At 71.7% G+C, this 18,493-nt stretch carries 17 protein-coding genes and 1 pseudogene; 4 read left to right on the top strand and 14 right to left on the bottom strand.

What is annotated here, in order from left to right:
• Positions 1 to 149: 149 nt before the first annotated feature.
• The 10 genes from KME75_RS06195 to KME75_RS06150 all read right to left on the bottom strand — a co-directional run bounded on the left by KME75_RS06195 (position 150) and on the right by KME75_RS06150 (position 10,972).
• Complete coding sequence (locus tag KME75_RS06195; protein WP_219413555.1) at positions 150 to 1,181, bottom strand: zinc-dependent alcohol dehydrogenase; 1,032 nt, start codon at positions 1,179 to 1,181, stop codon at positions 150 to 152.
• 19 nt (positions 1,182 to 1,200) lie between these two features.
• Entirely contained in the window at positions 1,201 to 2,214 is a 1,014-nt protein-coding gene (locus KME75_RS06190; protein ID WP_219413554.1) for an alcohol dehydrogenase catalytic domain-containing protein, read from the bottom strand.
• Positions 2,215 to 2,218: 4 nt separating this feature from the next.
• Positions 2,219 to 3,547, bottom strand: coding sequence for a phosphopyruvate hydratase (gene eno, locus KME75_RS06185; RefSeq protein ID WP_219413553.1), 1,329 nt, complete (start codon positions 3,545 to 3,547; stop codon positions 2,219 to 2,221).
• Complete coding sequence (locus tag KME75_RS06180; RefSeq protein WP_219413552.1) at positions 3,544 to 4,572, bottom strand: phosphotransferase; 1,029 nt, start codon at positions 4,570 to 4,572, stop codon at positions 3,544 to 3,546. The genes eno and KME75_RS06180 overlap by 4 nt, the downstream gene beginning before the upstream one ends.
• Positions 4,569 to 6,053, bottom strand: a complete 1,485-nt coding sequence (locus tag KME75_RS06175) for an FGGY-family carbohydrate kinase (protein WP_219413551.1) — start codon at positions 6,051 to 6,053, stop codon at positions 4,569 to 4,571. The genes KME75_RS06180 and KME75_RS06175 overlap by 4 nt, the downstream gene beginning before the upstream one ends.
• A gap of 27 nt (positions 6,054 to 6,080) precedes the next feature.
• Positions 6,081 to 6,896, bottom strand: coding sequence for a class I fructose-bisphosphate aldolase (locus tag KME75_RS06170; RefSeq protein WP_219413550.1), 816 nt, complete (start codon positions 6,894 to 6,896; stop codon positions 6,081 to 6,083).
• 23 nt (positions 6,897 to 6,919) lie between these two features.
• Complete coding sequence (locus KME75_RS06165) at positions 6,920 to 7,786, bottom strand: carbohydrate ABC transporter permease (RefSeq protein WP_246631556.1); 867 nt, start codon at positions 7,784 to 7,786, stop codon at positions 6,920 to 6,922.
• Between the two features lie 8 nt (positions 7,787 to 7,794).
• Positions 7,795 to 8,763: a carbohydrate ABC transporter permease gene (locus KME75_RS06160; protein ID WP_219413548.1), complete on the bottom strand. Its 969-nt coding sequence runs from the start codon at positions 8,761 to 8,763 to the stop codon at positions 7,795 to 7,797.
• 2 nt (positions 8,764 to 8,765) lie between these two features.
• Entirely contained in the window at positions 8,766 to 10,142 is a 1,377-nt protein-coding gene (locus KME75_RS06155; RefSeq protein ID WP_219413547.1) for an ABC transporter substrate-binding protein, read from the bottom strand.
• A gap of 68 nt (positions 10,143 to 10,210) precedes the next feature.
• The gene (locus KME75_RS06150; RefSeq protein WP_219413546.1) at positions 10,211 to 10,972 is read right to left on the bottom strand and encodes a DeoR/GlpR family DNA-binding transcription regulator; all 762 of its coding nucleotides are present in this window, start codon (positions 10,970 to 10,972) and stop codon (positions 10,211 to 10,213) included.
• Between the two features lie 158 nt (positions 10,973 to 11,130).
• On the opposite strand from KME75_RS06150, the gene KME75_RS06145 reads away from it, so the two are divergent.
• Together KME75_RS06145 and KME75_RS42700 are read left to right on the top strand one after the other, a co-directional pair.
• Positions 11,131 to 11,727 carry a 3,4-dihydroxy-2-butanone-4-phosphate synthase gene (locus KME75_RS06145; protein WP_308282594.1) on the top strand — a complete coding sequence of 199 codons (597 nt, stop codon included), beginning with the start codon at positions 11,131 to 11,133 and terminating at the stop codon, positions 11,725 to 11,727.
• Between the two features lie 39 nt (positions 11,728 to 11,766).
• Positions 11,767 to 11,937, top strand: a pseudogene (locus tag KME75_RS42700) (FAD-dependent oxidoreductase); the annotation flags it as partial.
• A gap of 216 nt (positions 11,938 to 12,153) precedes the next feature.
• Here KME75_RS42700 and KME75_RS06135 read toward each other — a convergent pair.
• The 4 genes from KME75_RS06135 to KME75_RS06120 are packed head-to-tail and all read right to left on the bottom strand — an operon-like array spanning position 12,154 to position 16,762.
• The gene (locus KME75_RS06135; protein ID WP_219413545.1) at positions 12,154 to 13,074 is read right to left on the bottom strand and encodes a DeoR/GlpR family DNA-binding transcription regulator; all 921 of its coding nucleotides are present in this window, start codon (positions 13,072 to 13,074) and stop codon (positions 12,154 to 12,156) included.
• A gap of 40 nt (positions 13,075 to 13,114) precedes the next feature.
• Positions 13,115 to 14,158, bottom strand: a complete 1,044-nt coding sequence (locus tag KME75_RS06130; protein WP_219413544.1) for a substrate-binding domain-containing protein — start codon at positions 14,156 to 14,158, stop codon at positions 13,115 to 13,117.
• Between the two features lie 29 nt (positions 14,159 to 14,187).
• A complete protein-coding gene (locus KME75_RS06125; RefSeq protein WP_219413543.1) occupies positions 14,188 to 15,207 on the bottom strand; it encodes an ABC transporter permease in 1,020 nt (339 codons plus the stop codon).
• Position 15,208: 1 nt separating this feature from the next.
• Positions 15,209 to 16,762 (bottom strand): sugar ABC transporter ATP-binding protein, encoded by a 1,554-nt coding sequence (locus KME75_RS06120; protein ID WP_219413542.1) that lies wholly within the window; start codon positions 16,760 to 16,762, stop codon positions 15,209 to 15,211.
• Positions 16,763 to 16,947: 185 nt separating this feature from the next.
• On the opposite strand from KME75_RS06120, the gene KME75_RS06115 reads away from it, so the two are divergent.
• Positions 16,948 to 17,415, top strand: a complete 468-nt coding sequence (locus KME75_RS06115; protein WP_219413541.1) for an RpiB/LacA/LacB family sugar-phosphate isomerase — start codon at positions 16,948 to 16,950, stop codon at positions 17,413 to 17,415.
• Complete coding sequence (locus KME75_RS06110; RefSeq protein WP_219413540.1) at positions 17,412 to 18,473, top strand: hypothetical protein; 1,062 nt, start codon at positions 17,412 to 17,414, stop codon at positions 18,471 to 18,473. The genes KME75_RS06115 and KME75_RS06110 overlap by 4 nt, the downstream gene beginning before the upstream one ends.
• Positions 18,474 to 18,493 lie beyond the last annotated feature (20 nt).

Raw genomic sequence — 18,493 nt, 5'->3', positions numbered from 1 at the left:
GCTCGTCGGCCAGCAGCCGGCTCGACCAGTGCGTCACCCCGAGCCGCTGCGGCGGCGGGTTCAACGTCGCCACGACCACCTCGGCCTCGTCCACGTGGCGGGGCCGGCCCGAACGCTTGCGGTCCTCGAGCGCGACGCGCTATCACGGTTCAGGCGGTGAGGACCACCTTGACCTGCTCGCCTGCCGCGGACAGCGCGAATGCCTCGGCGGCGTGGTCGAGGGGCAGGGTCGCGGTGACGTAGTCCTCGGTGCGGATCGCGCCGGAGATGAGGATCTCGATCGCGTCGCGGTAGTCCTCGGGCAGGTAGGTCGCGCTGCCTTGGATGCGCACCTGCTGGTCCTGGACAAGCGGCAGCGGCACAGTGACGTCGCGGGCTGCCACACCGACGACGACGACCGTTCCGGCTTTGAGGGCGATGGCGATGGCCTGATCGACGGTGGTCTGTACCGCAACGCAGTCGAAGACGACGTCCGCGCTCTCGCCGAGCGCGGCGCGGACCTGCCCGACGGCGTCGGGCCGCGTCGGGTCGACGACCGCGTCTGCACCCAGCCGCAGGGCACGCTCGCGCTTGGACGGCAGGACGTCGGTAACGACCACGCGGCGGGCGCCGCGGTGCCTGACGGCGGCGAGCAGCAGGAGGCCGATCGTCCCGGCGCCGAGGATGGCCACCGCCTTTCCGGTCAGGCCGCCGGCCAACCGGGTCGCGTGGACCGGCGTCGCCAGCGGCTCGATCAGGGCTGCCTGCAGATCGTCCAGGCCGTCGGGCACGACGTGCAGGCGGTCGGCCGGGATGGTGAAGTAGCCGGCCATGCCGCCCTGGTCGTCGCCGCAGCCGAAGAAGCGCAGGTTCTCACACAGGTTCGATCGCCCCGTGGTGCACATCTTGCATGTCCAGCAGGGCAGCGTCGGCTCGGCCGTGACGCGGGCTCCGACGGACGGACCGGACACACCCGTTCCGACCGACCGCACGGTCCCGACCACCTCGTGACCGGGACGGTAGGGCAACGGCAGGAAGGGATGGCGGCCATGAGAAGCGTGCGTATCCGACCCGCAGACACCCGCGACGTGCATCTCGACGAGCGCCTCACCCGCACCTGGCTGCGGGACCGGCGCCGTCTCGACCACGACGCCGTCGGCGGTGACGACGACGCGCCGCATCGTGGTGGGGATGTCGATCATCTCTGTTCCCTTCGAGGAGTCACGGGGTGACCTGGATCTTGAGGGTGTCGGGGGATCCGATTCGGTGGAAGGCGTCGACGGCCTCGTCGAGGGCGAACGTGTGCGACACGAGGTCGGCGGCCGGGAGGCTGGTGGTCCGTAGCGTGGTGATCGCCTCGGGCAGCGTGCCGGCCAGCGAGAAGGACCCCAGGATCGTCAGCTGGCGGGCGTAGACCTCGTGGGGGTCGACCGTCACACCCGATCCGGGCGGGCAGACCCCGAACACGAGCAGGGTGCCCGCGTCGCGCAGCAGCGCAAGTCCTTGCTGGACCACCTCGGGACGGCCGGTGGCGTCGATGACGAGGTCGAAACGTCCCGCCTCGGGGCCGTGGTCGGCGAGCAGCTGCTGGGGAAGGTCGGGACCGGCCGGGTACGTCGCCGAGACGCCGAAGGCGCGGGCGCGAGTCAACCGCTCCTCGAACAGGTCGCAGATGCCGATGTCTCGGACACCGTGGCTGCGCAGCGCGACCGCGAGCAACAGGCCAATCGGTCCGGCGCCGAGCACCAGCGCGCGAGCCTCCGGGCGCGGGTTCGCGCGTCGGACACCGAGGGTGGCGCAGGCGAGCGGTTCCGCGAGCGCGGCCACGCTGCCCGGCAGATCGCCGACGGCGTGCGCGTTCTGCGCCCGGACGACGGCGAACTCGGCCGCTCCACCGTCCAGGTCCGCGCCGTAGGCGGCGATCTCCCGGCACAGGTTGCGGTGGCCCCGCCGGCAGTTGGGACAGCGGTCGCAGGCGACGAGCGGGTCCACGGCCACCCGGTCACCCACCCGCCACCGGGTGACGTCGTGGCCGAGCTCGACGATCTCGCCGGCGAACTCGTGGCCGGGGACGCGGGGCAGCGCGGCGGGATAGCGCCCGTGCAGGATGTCGTGGTCGGTGTGGCAGATGCCGGCGGCCTCGACCCGCAGCAGCACCTCGCCGCTGCCGGGCGTGGGTTCGGGCACCCGCTGGACGCGGGGGACGCGGTCGGCTCCGAAGACCAGGGCACGCATTGGATCAGTCCTCTCGACCGATGAGGTCGCGCGGCGCGACGAGGGCCGCAGCGCCGGCGTACTCGGCGTCCCCGAGCTCGTGGGCGATGCGCAGCAGCCGGTTCCACTTGGCGGTGCGCTCGGACCGGGTGAGGGACCCGACCTTGATCTGCCCGGTGCGCCAGCCGACGGACAGGTCGGCCAGCCAGCAGTCCTCGGTCTCGCCCGAGCGGGCCGAGAGGACGGTGGCATAGCCGGCGGCGTGGGCCGCGGTGACCACGTCCCGGGTCGCGCTGAGCGAACCGCACTGGTTCGGCTTGACCAGGACGGCGCTGGCGATCCCGTTGGCCACGCCGCGTCGCAGCCGGTCGACGTCGGTGACGAACAGGTCGTCCCCGAGCACCTGCTGGGAGTCCAACGTGGACGTCGCCGTGGCGAAACCGGCCCAGTCGTCCTCGGCCAGGGCGTCCTCGACGGACACGATCGGAAAGTCGCGGCACCATCCGGCGATCTCGGCAACGAGCTCGTCGGCCGTCAGCGTGCGCCCCTCCTCGGACAGGACGTAGTGGCCGTCGTGCAGTAGTTGGCTCGCCGCGACGTCGATCGCGATGGCCACGTCGTCGCCGGGGCGTAGGCCGGCGGCGCGGATCCCCTCGGTGATCAGGCGCAGAGCGTCGCGTGTGCCGTCCAGGGCGACGCCGAAGCCGCCTTCGTCCGCGACGAGCTGGGCGTTGAGCCCGCGCTCCCGCAGCCTTGCGCCGATCGCGTGGCGCACCTCCCACACCCAGGACAGCGCCTCCGGGAGGGACCGCGCGCCGACGGGCACGGCCAGCAGGTCCTGGACGTCCAGCGCAGCAGCGGCGTGCGCGCCTCCGGAGAAGATGTTGACCATCGGCAGGGGCAGCAACGGGCGGCCGGCGTCTCCGAAGTACCGGTAGGGCGGGAGTGCCGACTGGGCGCCGGCGGCGAGCGCGGTCGCCACCGAGACGGACAGCACGGCGTTCGCGCCGAGCCCGCCGAGCCGTTCGGGTCGTCCCTCGGGGGTGGTCAGGGAGCGGTCCAGTCGGAGCATGGCGCCGTCGACCGCCTGCTGGTCGCGGGCGTCGATGCCGGTCAACGCGGGAGCGATGTGCTCGCGGATGCCCGCGACCGCCCGGGTCACGCCCCGGCCGCCGAACGCGGTGCCGCCGTCCCGGAGTTCGACGGCCTCGTGGGCTCCGGTCGACGCCCCGGAGGGCACGACGATCGTGGCGCGCGCACCTCCGCGCAGGACCACCTCGCAGCTGACGGTCGGCGTCCCCCGCGAGTCGAAGGCGGGTACCGGGTTCAGCGCGGCGATCTCGAACTCGTTCATCGATCGGCCTCCTCGGCCAGGACGTCCCAGACTCGCGGGACGCTCGGGGGTCGTCGGGTGAGCACGCGTCGCCCGACGCGCCGCACGATGTCGCGCTCGGGCGCGGTGAGGTACTCGGCGGGCGACCGGCCATCGGTTCGGGCGAGCAGGAGCACCCCCACGTGGGCGACCAGGTGTTCGGGCTCGGCCTGCAGGCCCGTCTCGCGCAGCGGTCGAGTCGCGTCTGAGTAGGCGCGAAGGAAGGCCGCGGCCGCCGCGGCGTACGCGCCCCGGTGGGCCGGTCGGTGCACCGCCTTGAGCAGCAGGTGCGTCACGAGGAACGCCACGTCGAAGTCCGGGTCTCCACGGTGGGCCACCTCGAAGTCCAGAACCCACGTGCCGCCGGGACCGGTCAGGATGTTCTTGGGGGAGAAGTCGCCGTGCACCAGGCAGATCCGCCGCGCGGCCATCGCGTCCGCCACCGCCAGCACGGCGTCGCGGACGTCGGGCAGCGCCTGCGCGGTGGCCAGGTGGTAGGGCTCCACGCGCAGCTGGTCGAACGCCTCGGGATCGTCGAGGCCCTCGACGAGGGCCGGATCCGCGGCCGTGGCGTGGTGCCAGGTGCCGAGCAGCCGCCCGAGCGTCGCGGCGACCGGCTCGTGCACCACGCCCTGCAGCAGCAGGCCCTTCCAGGGGGTGAGCCCGTCGGGGGCGCGCTCGATCACGAGCACGAACCGTTCGGGGTCGACGTCCACGACCCCGGGCACGTGCCCAGGAGTGAGCCGCGCCGCGACCGCGAGCCCGCGGGCCTCGTTCAGCGTCCGCTCCTGCTTCGCCCGCCATTCCTGGGCCACGCGCAGCGTCGGCAGGGACTGCTTGACGACCCAGGCGTGACCGGCCGACTCGACGCTGAGCACCGTGTTCGAGACGCCCCCGTCCAGTTCGCGGACCCGGGTCGATTGGTCGTCCAGCAACCCGCGCCCCCGCAGGTAGGCGACCACCGTGTCCTGGTCCAGCAGCTCCGCGCGGGCGTGCGACGCCGTCACGAGGGCAGCCCAGCCGGCGCCGCCCAGATCGCGCTCAGCGCCTCGACGGTATGCAGGTACCTGGCGTAGCGGTCCTCCCACCGGGTCCGCTGACCGGCGGCAGGCGAGAAGACGCGGTCCGCGCGCACACAGGCGCGGGTGGCCTCCTCGACGTCACCGAACATCCCGGTGCCGACGCCGGCGAGCATGGCCGCGCCGAGCGCACCGTGCTCGGTGGACTCGGTGACGGCGACCTCGCAGTTCAGCACGTCGGCGAACAGCTGGCTCCACACGTCGCTGCGGGCGGCCCCACCGGAGAGGTGGATCCGCCGCCTCGGCGCGCGCTCGGCCAGCGCGTCCAGGTGCATCCGGTGGTTGAACACGACGCCCTCGAAGACGGCTCGCAGCAGATGCGGCCGACCGTGCCAGTGTCGCAGGCCGAGGAACGACGCGCTGGCGTGCGGACCGTAGGGCGAGCCGAACAGGAACGGGTGGAAGATCGGCGTCGTCTCGTCGTCGGCGACCGCGGCGGCCTCCCGGTTCGCCACCGAGATCGGGTCGTCCACGCCGTCCATGAGCTCGCGGACGAACCAGTCGAGGTTGGACGCCGACGAGGGCGATGCGCCCATCGCCACCCACTGGCCGGGCACGACCCACGGCCGCGACTGCCACCGTTCGTCGCTGACGCGGCGGCCGTCGATGAGCTGGTTGACGCTGTAGGTGCCGGCCTGCACCGAGTAGTCGCCGGGAACGGTGGCACCCGAGCCGAGGGCGGAGGCCACGACGTCGTGGGTCCCGGTCACGACCGGTGTCCCCGCGGCGAGGCCGGTGCGTTTCGCGGCGTCGTCGGTGACGACGCCGGCGACCGCGGCCGGGCGCAGGGCCGTGGGGAGCTTGGGTCGCAGGTCGAGCAGCCCGTACGCGGCGAGTGCGCGCGGCTCGTAGCCCTCGCCGTCCATCCGCCCGACGCAGGACGCGGCTTCGACGGTGTCGGTGGCCAACTCGCCGGTCAGGCCGAGGCGCAGCCAGTCCTTGCAGTAGAGCAGGTGCGCGGTGGCCGCGAGGGTGGCCGGCTCGTGCGCGGACCACCACGCGGCGAGCGGGGCCTGCGACCCGGCATGGGGGCGTTGTCCCGTCAACGCCAAGGTCTGGGCGAGCACACCCTCGCGGTCCCACCGATCGAGGATCGGTCCCGATCTGCCGTCAAGGGCGAGGAACGCAGGGCGGGTGGGTCGGCCCGCCGCGTCGACGGGGTAGATGCCGTCCCCGTGCGCGACGAGCCCGACCGCTCGGATCCTGCCCGCGTCGACGTCCGCCGCGCTCACGGCCTGCCGGATGACCCCGTCCAGTTGGTGGGCCAGCTCCGCCATGTCGCGCTCCGCGGCGTGCGGCGCGGGGACGGACACGTTGGTCCGACACCGGCCCGTGCCGAGCTCCCGGCCCTCGTCGTCGAAGATGACGGCCTTGAGGGCGGTCTGACCGCAGTCGACTCCCAGTATCATCCGCGCACCTCCTCCCGTGCCGGCGACTCAGGCACCGACGGGCGTGGCCGCGAGCCCGTGCACGATGTCGTGCAGGCGTCGGGCACTGGCCCGCGGGTCGTCGGTCTGCCACACGTTGCGCCCGTAGACGAGCCCACGGGCCCCGGTCGACAGCGCCTCGGCCGACGATCGCAGCAGCTCGTCCTGGTCGTCGGACTTCGGACCGCCGAGCAGCAGCACGGGCACCGGGCAGGAGTCGACGACGGTCCGCATCGACGTGATGTCGCCGGTGTACTGCGTCTTCACGGCATCGGCGCCCAGCTCGGCCGCAAGCCGCGACACGTAGGCGAGCGCCTGGGCGTCGGACTGGTCGACCGACCGGGAGCCCCACAGCACTGCTTCGACGATGACCGGCAGCCCGACGGCGTGCGCCGCCCGGGTCGTGCGGGCAACGGCGGCGGCGTTGTCCGCCGTGATCGCGTCGTCCGCGTTGCCGAGGATGAGGAACAGGACCATCGCGTCGGCGCCCATCGCGACCGCCTCGCCCGCCGTGATGAGACAGCGGTACTCCTCCGCGGGCCCCGCGATGCCCGGCGGCTGCAGGGAGCCCATGAAGAAGAAGTCCGAGCGCACTAGTGCCGCCGGTGCACCGCGGTGGGCGAGCAGGTGGCGCGTCCGGTCGAGCATCCCGGGCGAGATCACCAGGCCGTCGACGCCGGCGTCGACGAGCGACTCGACGACCCCGAGGGCGTCCTCGCCGCCGCCGGCGGCGCTGGCTCCGAGACCCCGGTCGAACGCCGCGACCATCGCCCGCCCGGACGTCGGGTCGAACAGGCGGCCGAGCCGCATTTGTGAGGCTTCCATGAGTGCTCCGTCCGAGGTGGCTGCTATTTGATGGCGCCGAGCGACAGCCCGCGGACCAGCTGCTTCTGCGCGAGGAGCCCGGCGATGAGGACCGGGAGGGTGGCGAGCACCGACGCGGCGGACAGCTTGGCCCAGAACAGGCCCTGGGTGCTGATGAACCCGACGAGGTAGAGCGGGACGGTCGGGGCCTGCGACGAGGTGAGGTTCACCGCGAGGAAGAACTCGTTCCAGGAGAAGATCACGCACAGCAGCGCGGTGGCGGACAGCCCGGGCGCGATCATGGGCAGGATGACCTTCGTCAGCTCCTGGCGGAAGCTGACCCCGTCGACCCGGGCCGCCTCGAGGACCTCGACCGGGATCTCCTTGAGGAAGGAGCGGATCATCCAGATCGCGAGCGGCAGGTTCATCGAGGTGTAGAGCAGGATCAGCGTCCCGATGCTGTCGAGCGCGCCGATGTCGCGCGCGATCAGGTAGATGGGGACGATCGCCCCGGCGATCGGCAGCATGCGGGTCGTGAGGAAGAAGAACAGGACGTCGCGCCACTTCTGCGCGGGCCGGATCGACAGCGCGTAGGCGGCCGGAAGGGCCAACGCCAGGACGATGGCGGTGGAGGTGACCGTCGCCATGAGCGAGTTCAGGAAGTACGGGATCAGGTTGTTCTCGATCGCCAGGCGGAACTGGTCGAGGGTCGGCGTGAAGAACAGCGTCGGCGTCGCCGAGACGGCGTCGGACTCCTGCTTGAAGGCCGTGAGGACCATCCACAGGAACGGGAAGAACACCAGGAGAGCGGCGAGCCAGGTCAGCGCCGTCAGCGCGCCGTGGCCGAGGGACCGGCGCCGCCGCGCCAGGTCGCGTCCTCCGCCGTGAGTCGCCGTCGAGGATCCGGTCATGATCGACATCAGGCCTTCGCCTCTTCCTTGAGCAGGCCGGACACGACCCGCAGGGCGACCGTCGCGACCAGCAGCGTGCCGATGAGGACGATGACCGACAGGGCGGCCGCCTCGCCGATCTCGAAACCGCGGAAGGCCCGCAGGTAGAGGAAGTACGGGAGGTTGGTCGTCGCGCCTCCCGGGCCGCCCTGGGTCATCAGGTAGACCACGTCGAACGACTGCACGATGTAGACGGCGCCCAGGAACAGCCCCAGCTCGGCGTACTGCCGCAGATGGGGCAGGGTCAGGTGGACGAACAGAGCGATCGGCCCCGCGCCGTCCACCTTGCCCGCCTCGATGACCGACGGGTCCTCGCTCTGCAGGCCGGCCAGCAGGATCAACATCATGAATGGCATCCACTGCCAGGCGAGCACCACGACGACCGAGAGCATCGGGAACTGCGTCACCCAGTCCACGTCGCCGACGCCGAAGGGCCGCAGCACCCAGTTCACCAACCCGAAGCTCGCGTTGAGCATGCTGGTCTTCCACAGCAGTGCCGTGGCGGCCGGAAGGACGAGGAAGGGCGTGATGAGCAAGGTGCGCACGACCCCGCGACCGAAGAAGCTGCGGTTTACCAGCAGCGCCAGGGCGAGCCCGGCCACGAACGCGAGGAGCACGGCGCCGCCGGTCATCACGACCGTGTTGAGGGCCGCCTGCTGGAAGTTGGTGTCCGAGACGATCGTGCCGTAGTTCGCCAGCCCGACGAAGCGGGGCTCGGGCCTGGTCAGCAGGTTCCAGTCCTGGAAGCTGTACCAGACGGTCATGAGGAAGGGCACCTGTGTAACGACGATGACCAGGACGATCGCCGGCAGGAGTGGGACCCGCCGCGCCCAGGCGACCGTGCGGCCGCTCGGCGTCGCCCGGTACCCGGCGGAGGGGCCCGGGCGCCCGGCTGCGGGCGCCCGTCCGGGCCGTGGCGGGGTCTGGGTGAGCCGCATCGTCATGAGCCTTCGACCCAGGCCTTGTTGTCCTCGGCCACCCCGGCAAGGATCTTGTCCGCGTTCGCGACGGCCTCGTCGACCGTCTGGTTCCCGGCCACGGCCGCCGAGATCTGCTGCGACACCTGCGTTCCGAAGTCCTGGTAGGTCGGCAGGCCGAGGAACAGCACGCCGGTGTAGGGCACCGGCTTGGGGTGCTGCGTCGGGTCGGCCTTGCGCACGCTGGCGAGTGAGATCTCCGCGAACGGAGCGCCGTCCAGGTAGGCCTGGTCGGCGTAGGTCGACTCGCGGGTCGCCGTCGGGGTGCGGACCAGGCCGAGCTTCTCGCCGACCAGCGCGACATACTCCTTGGAGCTCGCCCAGCGCATGTAGGCCCACGCGGCGTCCTTGTTCTCCGAGGTCACTGGCATGGCGACGTTCCAGGACCACAACCAGCCGGAGGAGTCGAAGCTCTCGACCGGCGCCGGCGCGTAGCCGACCTTGCCGGCCACCGTCGACGTCTTCGGGTCCTCGACCGAAGCGCCTGCGGAGGTGGCGTCGAACCACATCGCCGCCTTGCCCTGCCCGAAGGCGGTGAGGCACTCGGGGAAGCCGTTGCTCGCGGCGCTCGGCCCCCCGTGTTCGCGCTGCAGGTCCACGTAGAACTGCACGGCACGCTTCGTCTCCGGGGAGGAGAACTGGGGCGTCCACGCCTGGTCATACCAGACACCGCCGAAGGTGTTGATGATCGGGTTGAGCGCGGCCAGCGACGAGCCCCAGCTCGAGGACCCACGCATGCAGATGCCCTGGATCCCCTGGGCCTCGTCCTCGACCTGGGCGGCCAGCTGCGCCACCTGGGTCCAGCTGGGGTTGGCGGGCATCTCGATGCCCTTGGCCTCGAAGAGGTCCTTGCGGTACATGAGCATCGACGACTCACCGCTGAACGGGACGGCGAACAGCTTGCCGTCGCTGCCCAACCCCTTGCGCACCGTCGGCAGGATGTCCTCGACGTCGTAGTCGGCGTCCTGCTCGGCGTAGGGAGCCAGGTCCTCGAGCCACCCATTCTTCGACCAGATCGGCACCTCGTACGGGCCCACGGCGATGACGTCGAACGGGCTCGACCCGGTCGCGACACCCTGCGTGAGCTGGTCGCGCAGCTGGTCCTCGGGGAGGTTGACGTACTCGATCCTGATGGCCGGGTGCTGTTGCTCGAACGTCTCCGTCAGCGCGCGGACGTCGTCGAACTGGGGTACGGCCGCGGTGGCCACGGTCACGGTGGTGACCCCGCCGGCGCCGCCGGTGCCGGATCCGGATCCCGCTCCGCCGCACGCGGCGAGGAGCGAGATGGCGCCCGCCGCGGCGAGCGCGCTGATTGCGAGATTTCGCCTGCTTCGAGGCATGGCTACGCCTTTCTCTGGGGCACGACGTCGGGCTCCCGCACGGCGCGGGCGTTGTGGAAGGTGTGGGGTCAGGCGATTACGACGTGCGGTCCGGCCGCCCGGAGGTCCTCGGCGAGATCGTCGTCCAGCCCGCTGTCGGTGATCAGGACGTCGACCTGCGACAGGTCGCCGAACAGGTGGAAGTACTCGGTGCCGACCTTGGAGTGGTCGGCGAGCAGGACGACCCGCCGCCCGCTGTGCACCATGGCCGCCTTGACGCTCGCCTCGGCCTGGTCGGACGTGGTCATGCCGTGCTCGACGGTGACGCCGTTCGCGCCGATGAAGGCGACGTCGACCCGGACCTCGCTCAGGGCCCGCAGGGCCCAGGCGTCGACCGACGACATGCTCACCGATCTGATGCGCCCGCCGAGGGCCATGAGCGTGATGTTCGGCCGGTTAACTAGCGCGTTGATCACCTGCAGGGAGTTGGTCACGACCTTGAGCTGCCGGTCGTCCGGCAGCATCTCGGCCACGGCACCCGTCGTGGTGCCGGTGTCGATGAGGATCGCTCCCTCCGACGGCACCTCGTGCAGCGCCGCGCGGGCGATGCGTTCCTTCTCGGCCTGCATCACGGCAGCTCGGACCGGGGTCGCCGGCTCGAACCCCAGGCGCTTGACCGGGATGGCGCCGCCGTGCGTACGGCGCAGAACACCGCGGCGCTCGAGGGCGACGAGGTCGCGGCGGACCGTCTCACCGGTGACGGCGAACTCCTCCACGAGCTGGGCGACGTCCACCCGGCCGTCCCGCATGACGCGCTCGGCGACGGCCTGCTGTCGTTCCTCGGCGTACACCCGGTTCTCCTTGCGTCTCGGCTCCGAAGTTGCGGTTCGTTGTAGTTCGTTGGGAAACACACAGTAAGTCGTCACTGCCTGGATGACAAGGGGACGAGGAAACGAGTGATCCCAACGACCTCCACATCGTCGCGGGCCCGCATGAGGCCGCGTGTTCAATGCAGCGGTCCGGTCCTGGTGCGGGGATGCAAGGCGTCGCCCTCGCCGCGGCGGTTCACTGCCCGCACCGCTCGGTTCGACGGCGCACCAAGGGAGGCCGTGATGTTCCACTCGACAGTCGACGAGCCGTGGCAGCCATGAGGCGCGGGATCGTGGTCGTCCTCGACGACGAGGACCGGGAGAACGAGGCCGACCTGATCATGGCGGCCGAGCACGTCACCACCGAGATGCTCGCCTTCTTCCTGACCCACACCTCCGGGTTCCTCTGCGCCGCACTGGCGCCGGACCGGGCCGACGACCTGGATCTGCCGCCGATGGTCGCGGCGAACACCGAGGCGCTGACCACCGCGTTCACCGTCAGCGTCGACGTCCGGAGCGGAACGACGACGGGCATCAGCGCGAGCGACCGGGCCGCCACCTGCCGGGCGCTGGCCGATGGGGTCGACCTGTCTCGTGATGGGGCAGAAGCAGCAGCTGATCGACACGCTGCGCCGGCCAAGTACGCCGACGTCGCCGACGCGTACGGCTTGCCGATCCGCTATGGCCACGCCCGCTTCACCGATGAGCAGATCCTGGCTGTCGACGGGCAACCGTGATCGCACCGGCCTGACGTCGTCGCCACCGGGGTCGCGCCGGTGATCCCGGACCTGCCCGGCATCACCGAGGTCGACTACCTCACCTCAAGCACCGCGATGGAGCAGCAGAGCCTGCCCGCGTCGCTGGTCGTGCTCGGCGGCGGCTATGTCGGGCTGGAACAGGCCCAGCTGTTCGCCCACCTCGGGGTGCAGGTCACTCTCGTCGGGCGGCTCGCGCCGCAGGCCGAGCCCGAACTCGCCGACGTGCTGCGCTTTGCGCATGCTGATCGAACGGGTGTCGGGCCGGGAGACCGGCCTACCCCAGCGGGTCGTGTTCGACACCCAGCGATCCGCCGCAACACCCACGTCAGGCCCGCGGTCGCCGGGGTGACGCGGACCGGGGCGGCACCTTGCCGCGGTCCACCCCACAGGGCGGGAGTGGCGAGGTCAGGCCGACCAGTTCGGCCCGAAGTCGGGAAGCTCCCGGCCGGTGGGGTGGGTGGCCTTGCCGGGAAGCGACCGGCTCGGCGCAACGACGACGTCGACGCCCTTCTCGCGCAGTCGCCGGCGATGCTCCGCCGGTGTGGCGGCGTCGACGATCACGACGTCGAAGTCGGTGAGGGGGAGCAGGGCGTGCAGCGCGCGGCGCTCGAACTTGGTGTGGTCGACGTAGAGGATCCGCTGCGCTGCGGACTCGAACATCGAGCGCTTGACCAGCACGGTGTCCTGCGTCTGGTGGAAGCAGATGTCGTCGGTGATCGCTGAGGTCGAGGTGATGAACGTGTCCGCGCGGATCGCCGTGATCGCGGCCAGGGTCATCCCGCCCATGGTGGCGTCGCACCAGCCGTAGTACTGGCCGCCGAGCAGGTTGAGCGTGATTCCCGGCTCCCGGGCGAGCTCGGCGGCGACGCTGAGGAAGTTGGTGATGACCGTGAGCGGGGCGCGGCTGGGGAGAAGCCGGGCGAGGTAGATGCCGGTGGTCGAGTCCTCCATGAGGATGGCCTGCCCGGGTTCGACGTAGTCCAGGGCGGCGAGGGCGAGCGCCTCCTTCTCGGCCTGGTTCTGCCCGAGCCGGAACGCCGTGTTCGACTCGAAGAGACTGGACGCCAGCGCCGTGACTTGGCCGCGGGTCTTGCGGAGCACGCCCTGGGTCTCGAGCTCGTCCAGGTCGCGGTGCACGGTCATGACGCTGACACCGAACCGCTCGGCGAGATTCTCGATGCGGACGGTGCCTTCGGCGATGACGGTCTCGGCGATGCGGCGCTGCCGGGTGCGCTGCTTCGAGGCCCGGGACGAGGCCTGCTCGTCGGTGTCCAATGTCGAATCCTCGATCAGATGGTGGTGGTCGGGAAGGGCGGCCGGGCCCATGGGAGCAAGTCTCCCACGGGCCCGGCGGCCGGTTCGCGGTTCACGCACCGCCGGCGAGGTCCTCGTTGGCGATGTCGCCGGTCTCCACGTTGCGGTCGACCAGCACGGGCAGCTCCTCAAGGAAGGCGTCCTTGCCGGTCACGACGTGATTCATGACGACGTCGACGTTCTCGATCGTGACCGGGGGCATGACGTAGGTGTACTCGGACTCGACGGGCTGCCCCTCGACGATCCGCCTGGCGACTGCCAGGCCGGCGGCGAGCTCGACGCGGCCGTGCTGGAGCGAGGTGCCGATGAAGTCGCCGCTCTGCACGGCGCGCAGGCCGTCCTCGATCCCGTCAATGCCGACGACCGGGAGGTCCATGCCCGCCTCGTTGAGCGCCTGGACCGCGCCGAGGCCCATGTCGTCGTTCTGCGCAACGATCCCGTCGATCTGGTCGCCGAAGCCTGCCAGCCAGTTCTTGACCTTGTTCACGGCCTCGGCGCGCTCCCAGTTCGCGGTGTCCTTGGCGAGCACGCGGATGCCCGGGTACTCGCGCAGGACGTTCTCGATGCCCGTGGAGCGGTCCAGTTCGGGCGACGAGCCGAGGGGGCCTTGCAGGATGACGACGTTGCCCTGCCCACCCAGCTCCTCGGCCATCATGCGCATTTCCTGCTGGCCGGCGGCGACGTCGTCGGGCAGCACGGTGGCGGCGAGGTCGGCGTCCTGGGACAGGGTGGTGTTGACGGCAAGGACCGGGATGCCTGCGGCCTTGGCCTGAGCGAGCTGCGGGCCGAGTGAGTCGGCCTGCACGGGGACGATGATGATGGCGTCGACCGCCTGGTTGATCAGCTGCTCGACCTGGCTGGCCTGGGTGCTGACGTCGTCGCCCGCGGAGGTCCACACCAGGTCGATGTCGTGGGCCTGGGCGTAGGCCTCCATCCCCTCACGGCCTTGGGCGATGAAGGAGGACATGTCGTAGACGGTGACGCCGACCTGCATCGCGGCGTCGGCGGCGGGGTCGCCCGCGCCGCAGGAGGCGGTGGCGGTCAGGACGGCGGCGGTGCCGAAGGCGGCGACCCATCGGCGGAGCGTGGTGATCATGGCGTGCCCTTCGTCGTGGTGATCGGAGGTCAGGTACGGCGGTTGGTGGCCCAGACGTCCACGGCGACGGCTGCGACGATCAGTAGGCCCTTGATGACGCTCTGCCAGTAGGCGGGCACGGTGAGCAGGTCGAAGCCGTTGTTGAGGGTCTGGATGAGCAGCAGCCCGAGTGCGGTGCCCCAGATCGAGCCGCGGCCGCCCATCAGGCTCGCGCCGCCGATCACGACGGCGGCGATTGCGTCGAGCTCGTAGCCGGCGCCGAGGGTCGGCGGGCCGGAGATGACGCGGGAGGCGAGGATGACCCCGGACAGCCCGGCGAGCAGCCCGCTGAGGGCGTAGACGCGGAACAGGACGCGGCGGACCTTGACGCCGGCCAGCTCGGCGGCGAGCCGATTACCGCCGACCGCGTAGACGCGCATCCCGTACGCCGTGCGGGACATCACGAGCGCGAGCACCCCGATCCCGACGATCATGACGAGCACCGGGACCTGGACGCCGAGGACGCGGGTGTTGGCGATCGCGCCGAAGTTCTCCGGCAGTCCGTTGATCGGGGCCCCGTCGCCGATGACGAAGGCCAGCCCGGAGGCCGTGGTGAGCATGCCAAGCGTGGCCACGAACGGCGGGACGTTGAGCCGCGAGACCAGGAAGCCGTTCACCGCTCCCGCGGCGAGCCCGACCAGCAGCCCGACGAGCACGGCGAGGGCGAGCCGTTCCGGATGGTCCTTCACGGTCACCGCGGCGGCCATCGCGCTGACCGCGATGACGCTGCCGACCGACAGGTCGATCCCGCCGGTGAGGATGACCAGGGTCTGGCCGAGCGCGATGAGCGCGAACGGGGCCGCGGCGATGGCGATGGTCTGCCAGTTCTCCAGCGTCCCGAATCGAGCGCTGCGGTAGCTGAAGTAGGCGATCACCAGCAGCATCACCACGACCATTGCGTGCCGGGTGAGCAGGTCCTGGAACCACGCCCTGGTGAACGGTCGCACCGCGGTGGTGTCGGACGCGCGGGCGGGGACGTGCTGCGGTGGGCGGGTCTGTTCGATGGTCATGTCAGGCCGTCCTTGGCGCTGAGGTGGTGAGGGTCTCGGGCTCGCCGGTCTCCGGGCCGAACCCGGCGGCGAGGTGGAAGATCGTGCGTTGCACGTCGGGGCCGTCGATGGCCGTGCGGTCGAGCTCGCCCGCGACGGCGCCGCCCCGCAGGACCAGGACCCGGTGCGACAGGCCGAGCACCTCGGGCATGTCCGAGGAGGCCATGACGACCGCCATCCCGGCGGCGGCGAGCTCGGCGACGAGCCGGTAGATCTCGCTGCGGGCGCCGACGTCGACGCCGCGGGTGGGTTCGTCGAGCAGCAGGACGTCGACGTGCTGGGTGAGCCAGCGGGCGAGCACCACCTTCTGCTGATTGCCCCCCGACAACGTCACGACCGGCTGGGACAGTCCCCGGCTGCGCAAGCCGACGGAGTCCATGACCTCGCCGATGCGCCGCTGCCGGTGCCTGCCGCGCAACCAGCCGCCGGTGCAGAACGTCGGCAGCCGCGGAAGCGAGCCGTTGTCGAGCACGCTCATCGACAGCACGAGTCCCGCGCCCTTGCGGTCCTCGGGAACCAGTGCCATGCCGGCCGCGATGGAAGCCGCGGGGGAAGGGCGGACCGGGCGGCTCGCCACCCGGACCTCGCCGCCGACCCGGGGCCGGGCACCGAAGATCGCCTCGAGGAGCTCGGTGCGGCCCGCGCCGACCAGCCCCGCCAGGCCGAGGATCTCGCCGGGGCGGACGTGGAAGCTCACCGGCTCGGCGAAGCCCGCGACGTGCAGCCGCTCGACCTCCAGGACCGGCGCCCCGGTGCCCGGCTCGCCGGTCGCGGGAAACAGTCCGCCGAGCTCGCGGCCGATCATCGCCGAGACGATCTCGTCGTCGGTGGTGTCGGCGACGGGCCGGTCGAGCACGAGTGCCCCGTCGCGCAGGACGACCGCTCGGTCGGCGACGGCCCGGATCTCCTCCATCTTGTGGGTCGTGTAGAGTATCGCGACGCCGTGCTCGCGCAGCTTGTCGACCACGCCGTAGAGGCGCTCGACCTCGCGCTCGGGGATCGCCGAGGTGGGCTCGTCGAGCAGCAGCACCCTGGCCCCCCAGCTGGAGTTCTTGACGATCTCCACGAGCTGGCACAGCGCCACGCTGAGCCGGCGCATCGGAGTTGCGGGGTCGATATCGACGTCGAAGACGGCGAGCATCTCGCGGGCCTGCGCGGCCATCCGCCTCCGGTCCAGCAGTCCGGCCCGGGTGCGCAGCTTGCGACCGAGGAACAGGTTCTCGTAGACGGTCATGTCCCGGATCGGCGCGAGCTCCTGGGGCACGATGGCGACCCCGAGCGCCCTGGCCTGCCGGGGGTCGGCGCGTTGCAGCGGGGTGCCGTCGACGACGACCTCGCCCGCGTCCGGCCGCACCAGCCCGGACGCGATCTTCATCAGAGTCGACTTGCCCGCGCCGTTCTCGCCGGCGAGTGCCGTGACGGTGCCCCGTTCCAGGGCGAGTGACACCCCCCTCAGGACCGGGACTCCGCCGAAGGCCTTGATCAGCCCGCGGCACTGGAGGGTGGTGTCTGCCATGACGCCTCCGCGATGTCGGCGCCTCCGGTCGAGGCGCTGCTCCTCACACCTACTGCGTTGTTGAACACATCATCCACGTGAAAAATCACGTGTAAGGGTTGTCAGTGAGGGAGCTAACGCGTTTACTGTTAGAGACAACATTGGCTGTGTGGCCGGAGCTGGCCGAACATCCTCGGAGGCGTTCGATGTCCGACAAGTCCATCGCCCTCGGCAACGACGACGCGGCGGTCGCCCTGCGTGAGGTGCTCGCCGAGCACCTCACAGCCCGCGGCTTCCGGGTCGACCTCTACGGGCCCGCCGCCGGCGCGACCGGCGAGGACTACCCCGACGTCGCGGTGCAGGTTGCGAACCGGGTCGCCGATGGCACCTACGATCGCGCGGTGCTGCTGTGCGGCACCGGGATCGGGATGGCCATCGCGGCCAACAAGGTGCCGGGCGTGCGCGCTGCGCAGGCCGCCGATACCTACAGCGCCGAGCGCGCCCGCAAGTCCAACGACGCCCAGGTGCTCACCATCGGAGCCCGCACCGTCGGCCCCGAACTGGCCCGCACCATCGTCGACGCGTGGCTGGCCAGCGAGTACGAGGGCGGCCGGTCGGCGCCCAAGGTGGCGAAGCTGGTCGCGCTGGACGGGACGCGGGCGGTGGCCCGGTGAGCGGCCCGGCGGCGCGGGCCCGCGAGGTCGCGATCCTCGGCGCGGGCGCCATGGGGTCGGCGCTGGCCACCCCCTTCCGGGACTCGGGCTGGGGGGTCCGGCTGTGGGGCACCTGGCTCGACGACCACCTGCTCGCCGCCTGCCGGGCCGGCGAGCTGCACCCGCGCACCGGCGTGCCGCTGGCCCCGGGCACCCGGCTGTTCGACGCGCCCGACCTGGACGCCGCGCTGCACGGCGCGGAGCTCGTGGTGCTGGCGGTCGCCTCCGGCGGCGTCGAAGAGGTCGCGCGCCGCGCGGCTCACGGCCTCGGGAACGCCCGCGCGGTGCTGCTCACCAGCAAGGGCTTCGCCCCTGACATGGATGGCCGGATCCGGCTGCTGCCCGACGCGGTGCGCGCCGCCGTCGCCGAGCGGGGCGTCGCGCTGCCGCCGGTGGTCGCCGTCGGCGGGCCCTGCAAGGCCAACGAGGTCGCGGCCGGACGGCCGACCGCGGCGGTGTTCGCCGCCGCCGACGCGCAGCTCGCCGCCGACGTCGCGAAGAGCGTCGCCACTCCCGGCTACCGCGCGGAGAGCAGCGGCGACGAGGCGGGCGTGGAGATCTGCGCCCCCATGAAAAACGTCTACGCCATCGCCCTCGGCGTCGCCGACGGGCGCTCCGAGCGCGACGGCGCGCCATGGCACGACCTCAAGGCGGCGGTGTTCGCCCGGGCCGTGCGCGAGCTCATGCTGCTCACCGAGGTCGTCGGCGGGCACACCGACACCGCCGTCGGGCTGGCGGGCGCCGGTGACCTGGAGGTCACCGGGCTGTCGGGCCGCAACAAGGTCTATGGCACCCGGATCGGGCGCGGCGAGCGGGCCGACGCCGCGCTCGCCGCGATGCGGGCCGCCGAGCAGACCGTGGAGGGCGTTCCCGCCGCCGGACTCGCGGCGCGCCTGGTGGACCGGCGCGCCCCACAGATCTGGCCGCGGCTGCCGCTGCTGCGCGCGGTGCGCGCCATCCTTGCCGACGAGGACGACCCCGTCGAGCTGCTCGTCGAGGCCGCGCTCCCCGCGCACTGACCGGACATCGCCGTCGATCG

Source organism: Pseudonocardia nigra (assembly GCF_019396355.1).
Classification (GTDB): domain Bacteria; phylum Actinomycetota; class Actinomycetes; order Mycobacteriales; family Pseudonocardiaceae; genus Pseudonocardia; species Pseudonocardia nigra.
This window is presented reverse-complemented; position numbering and strand designations above follow the sequence as displayed.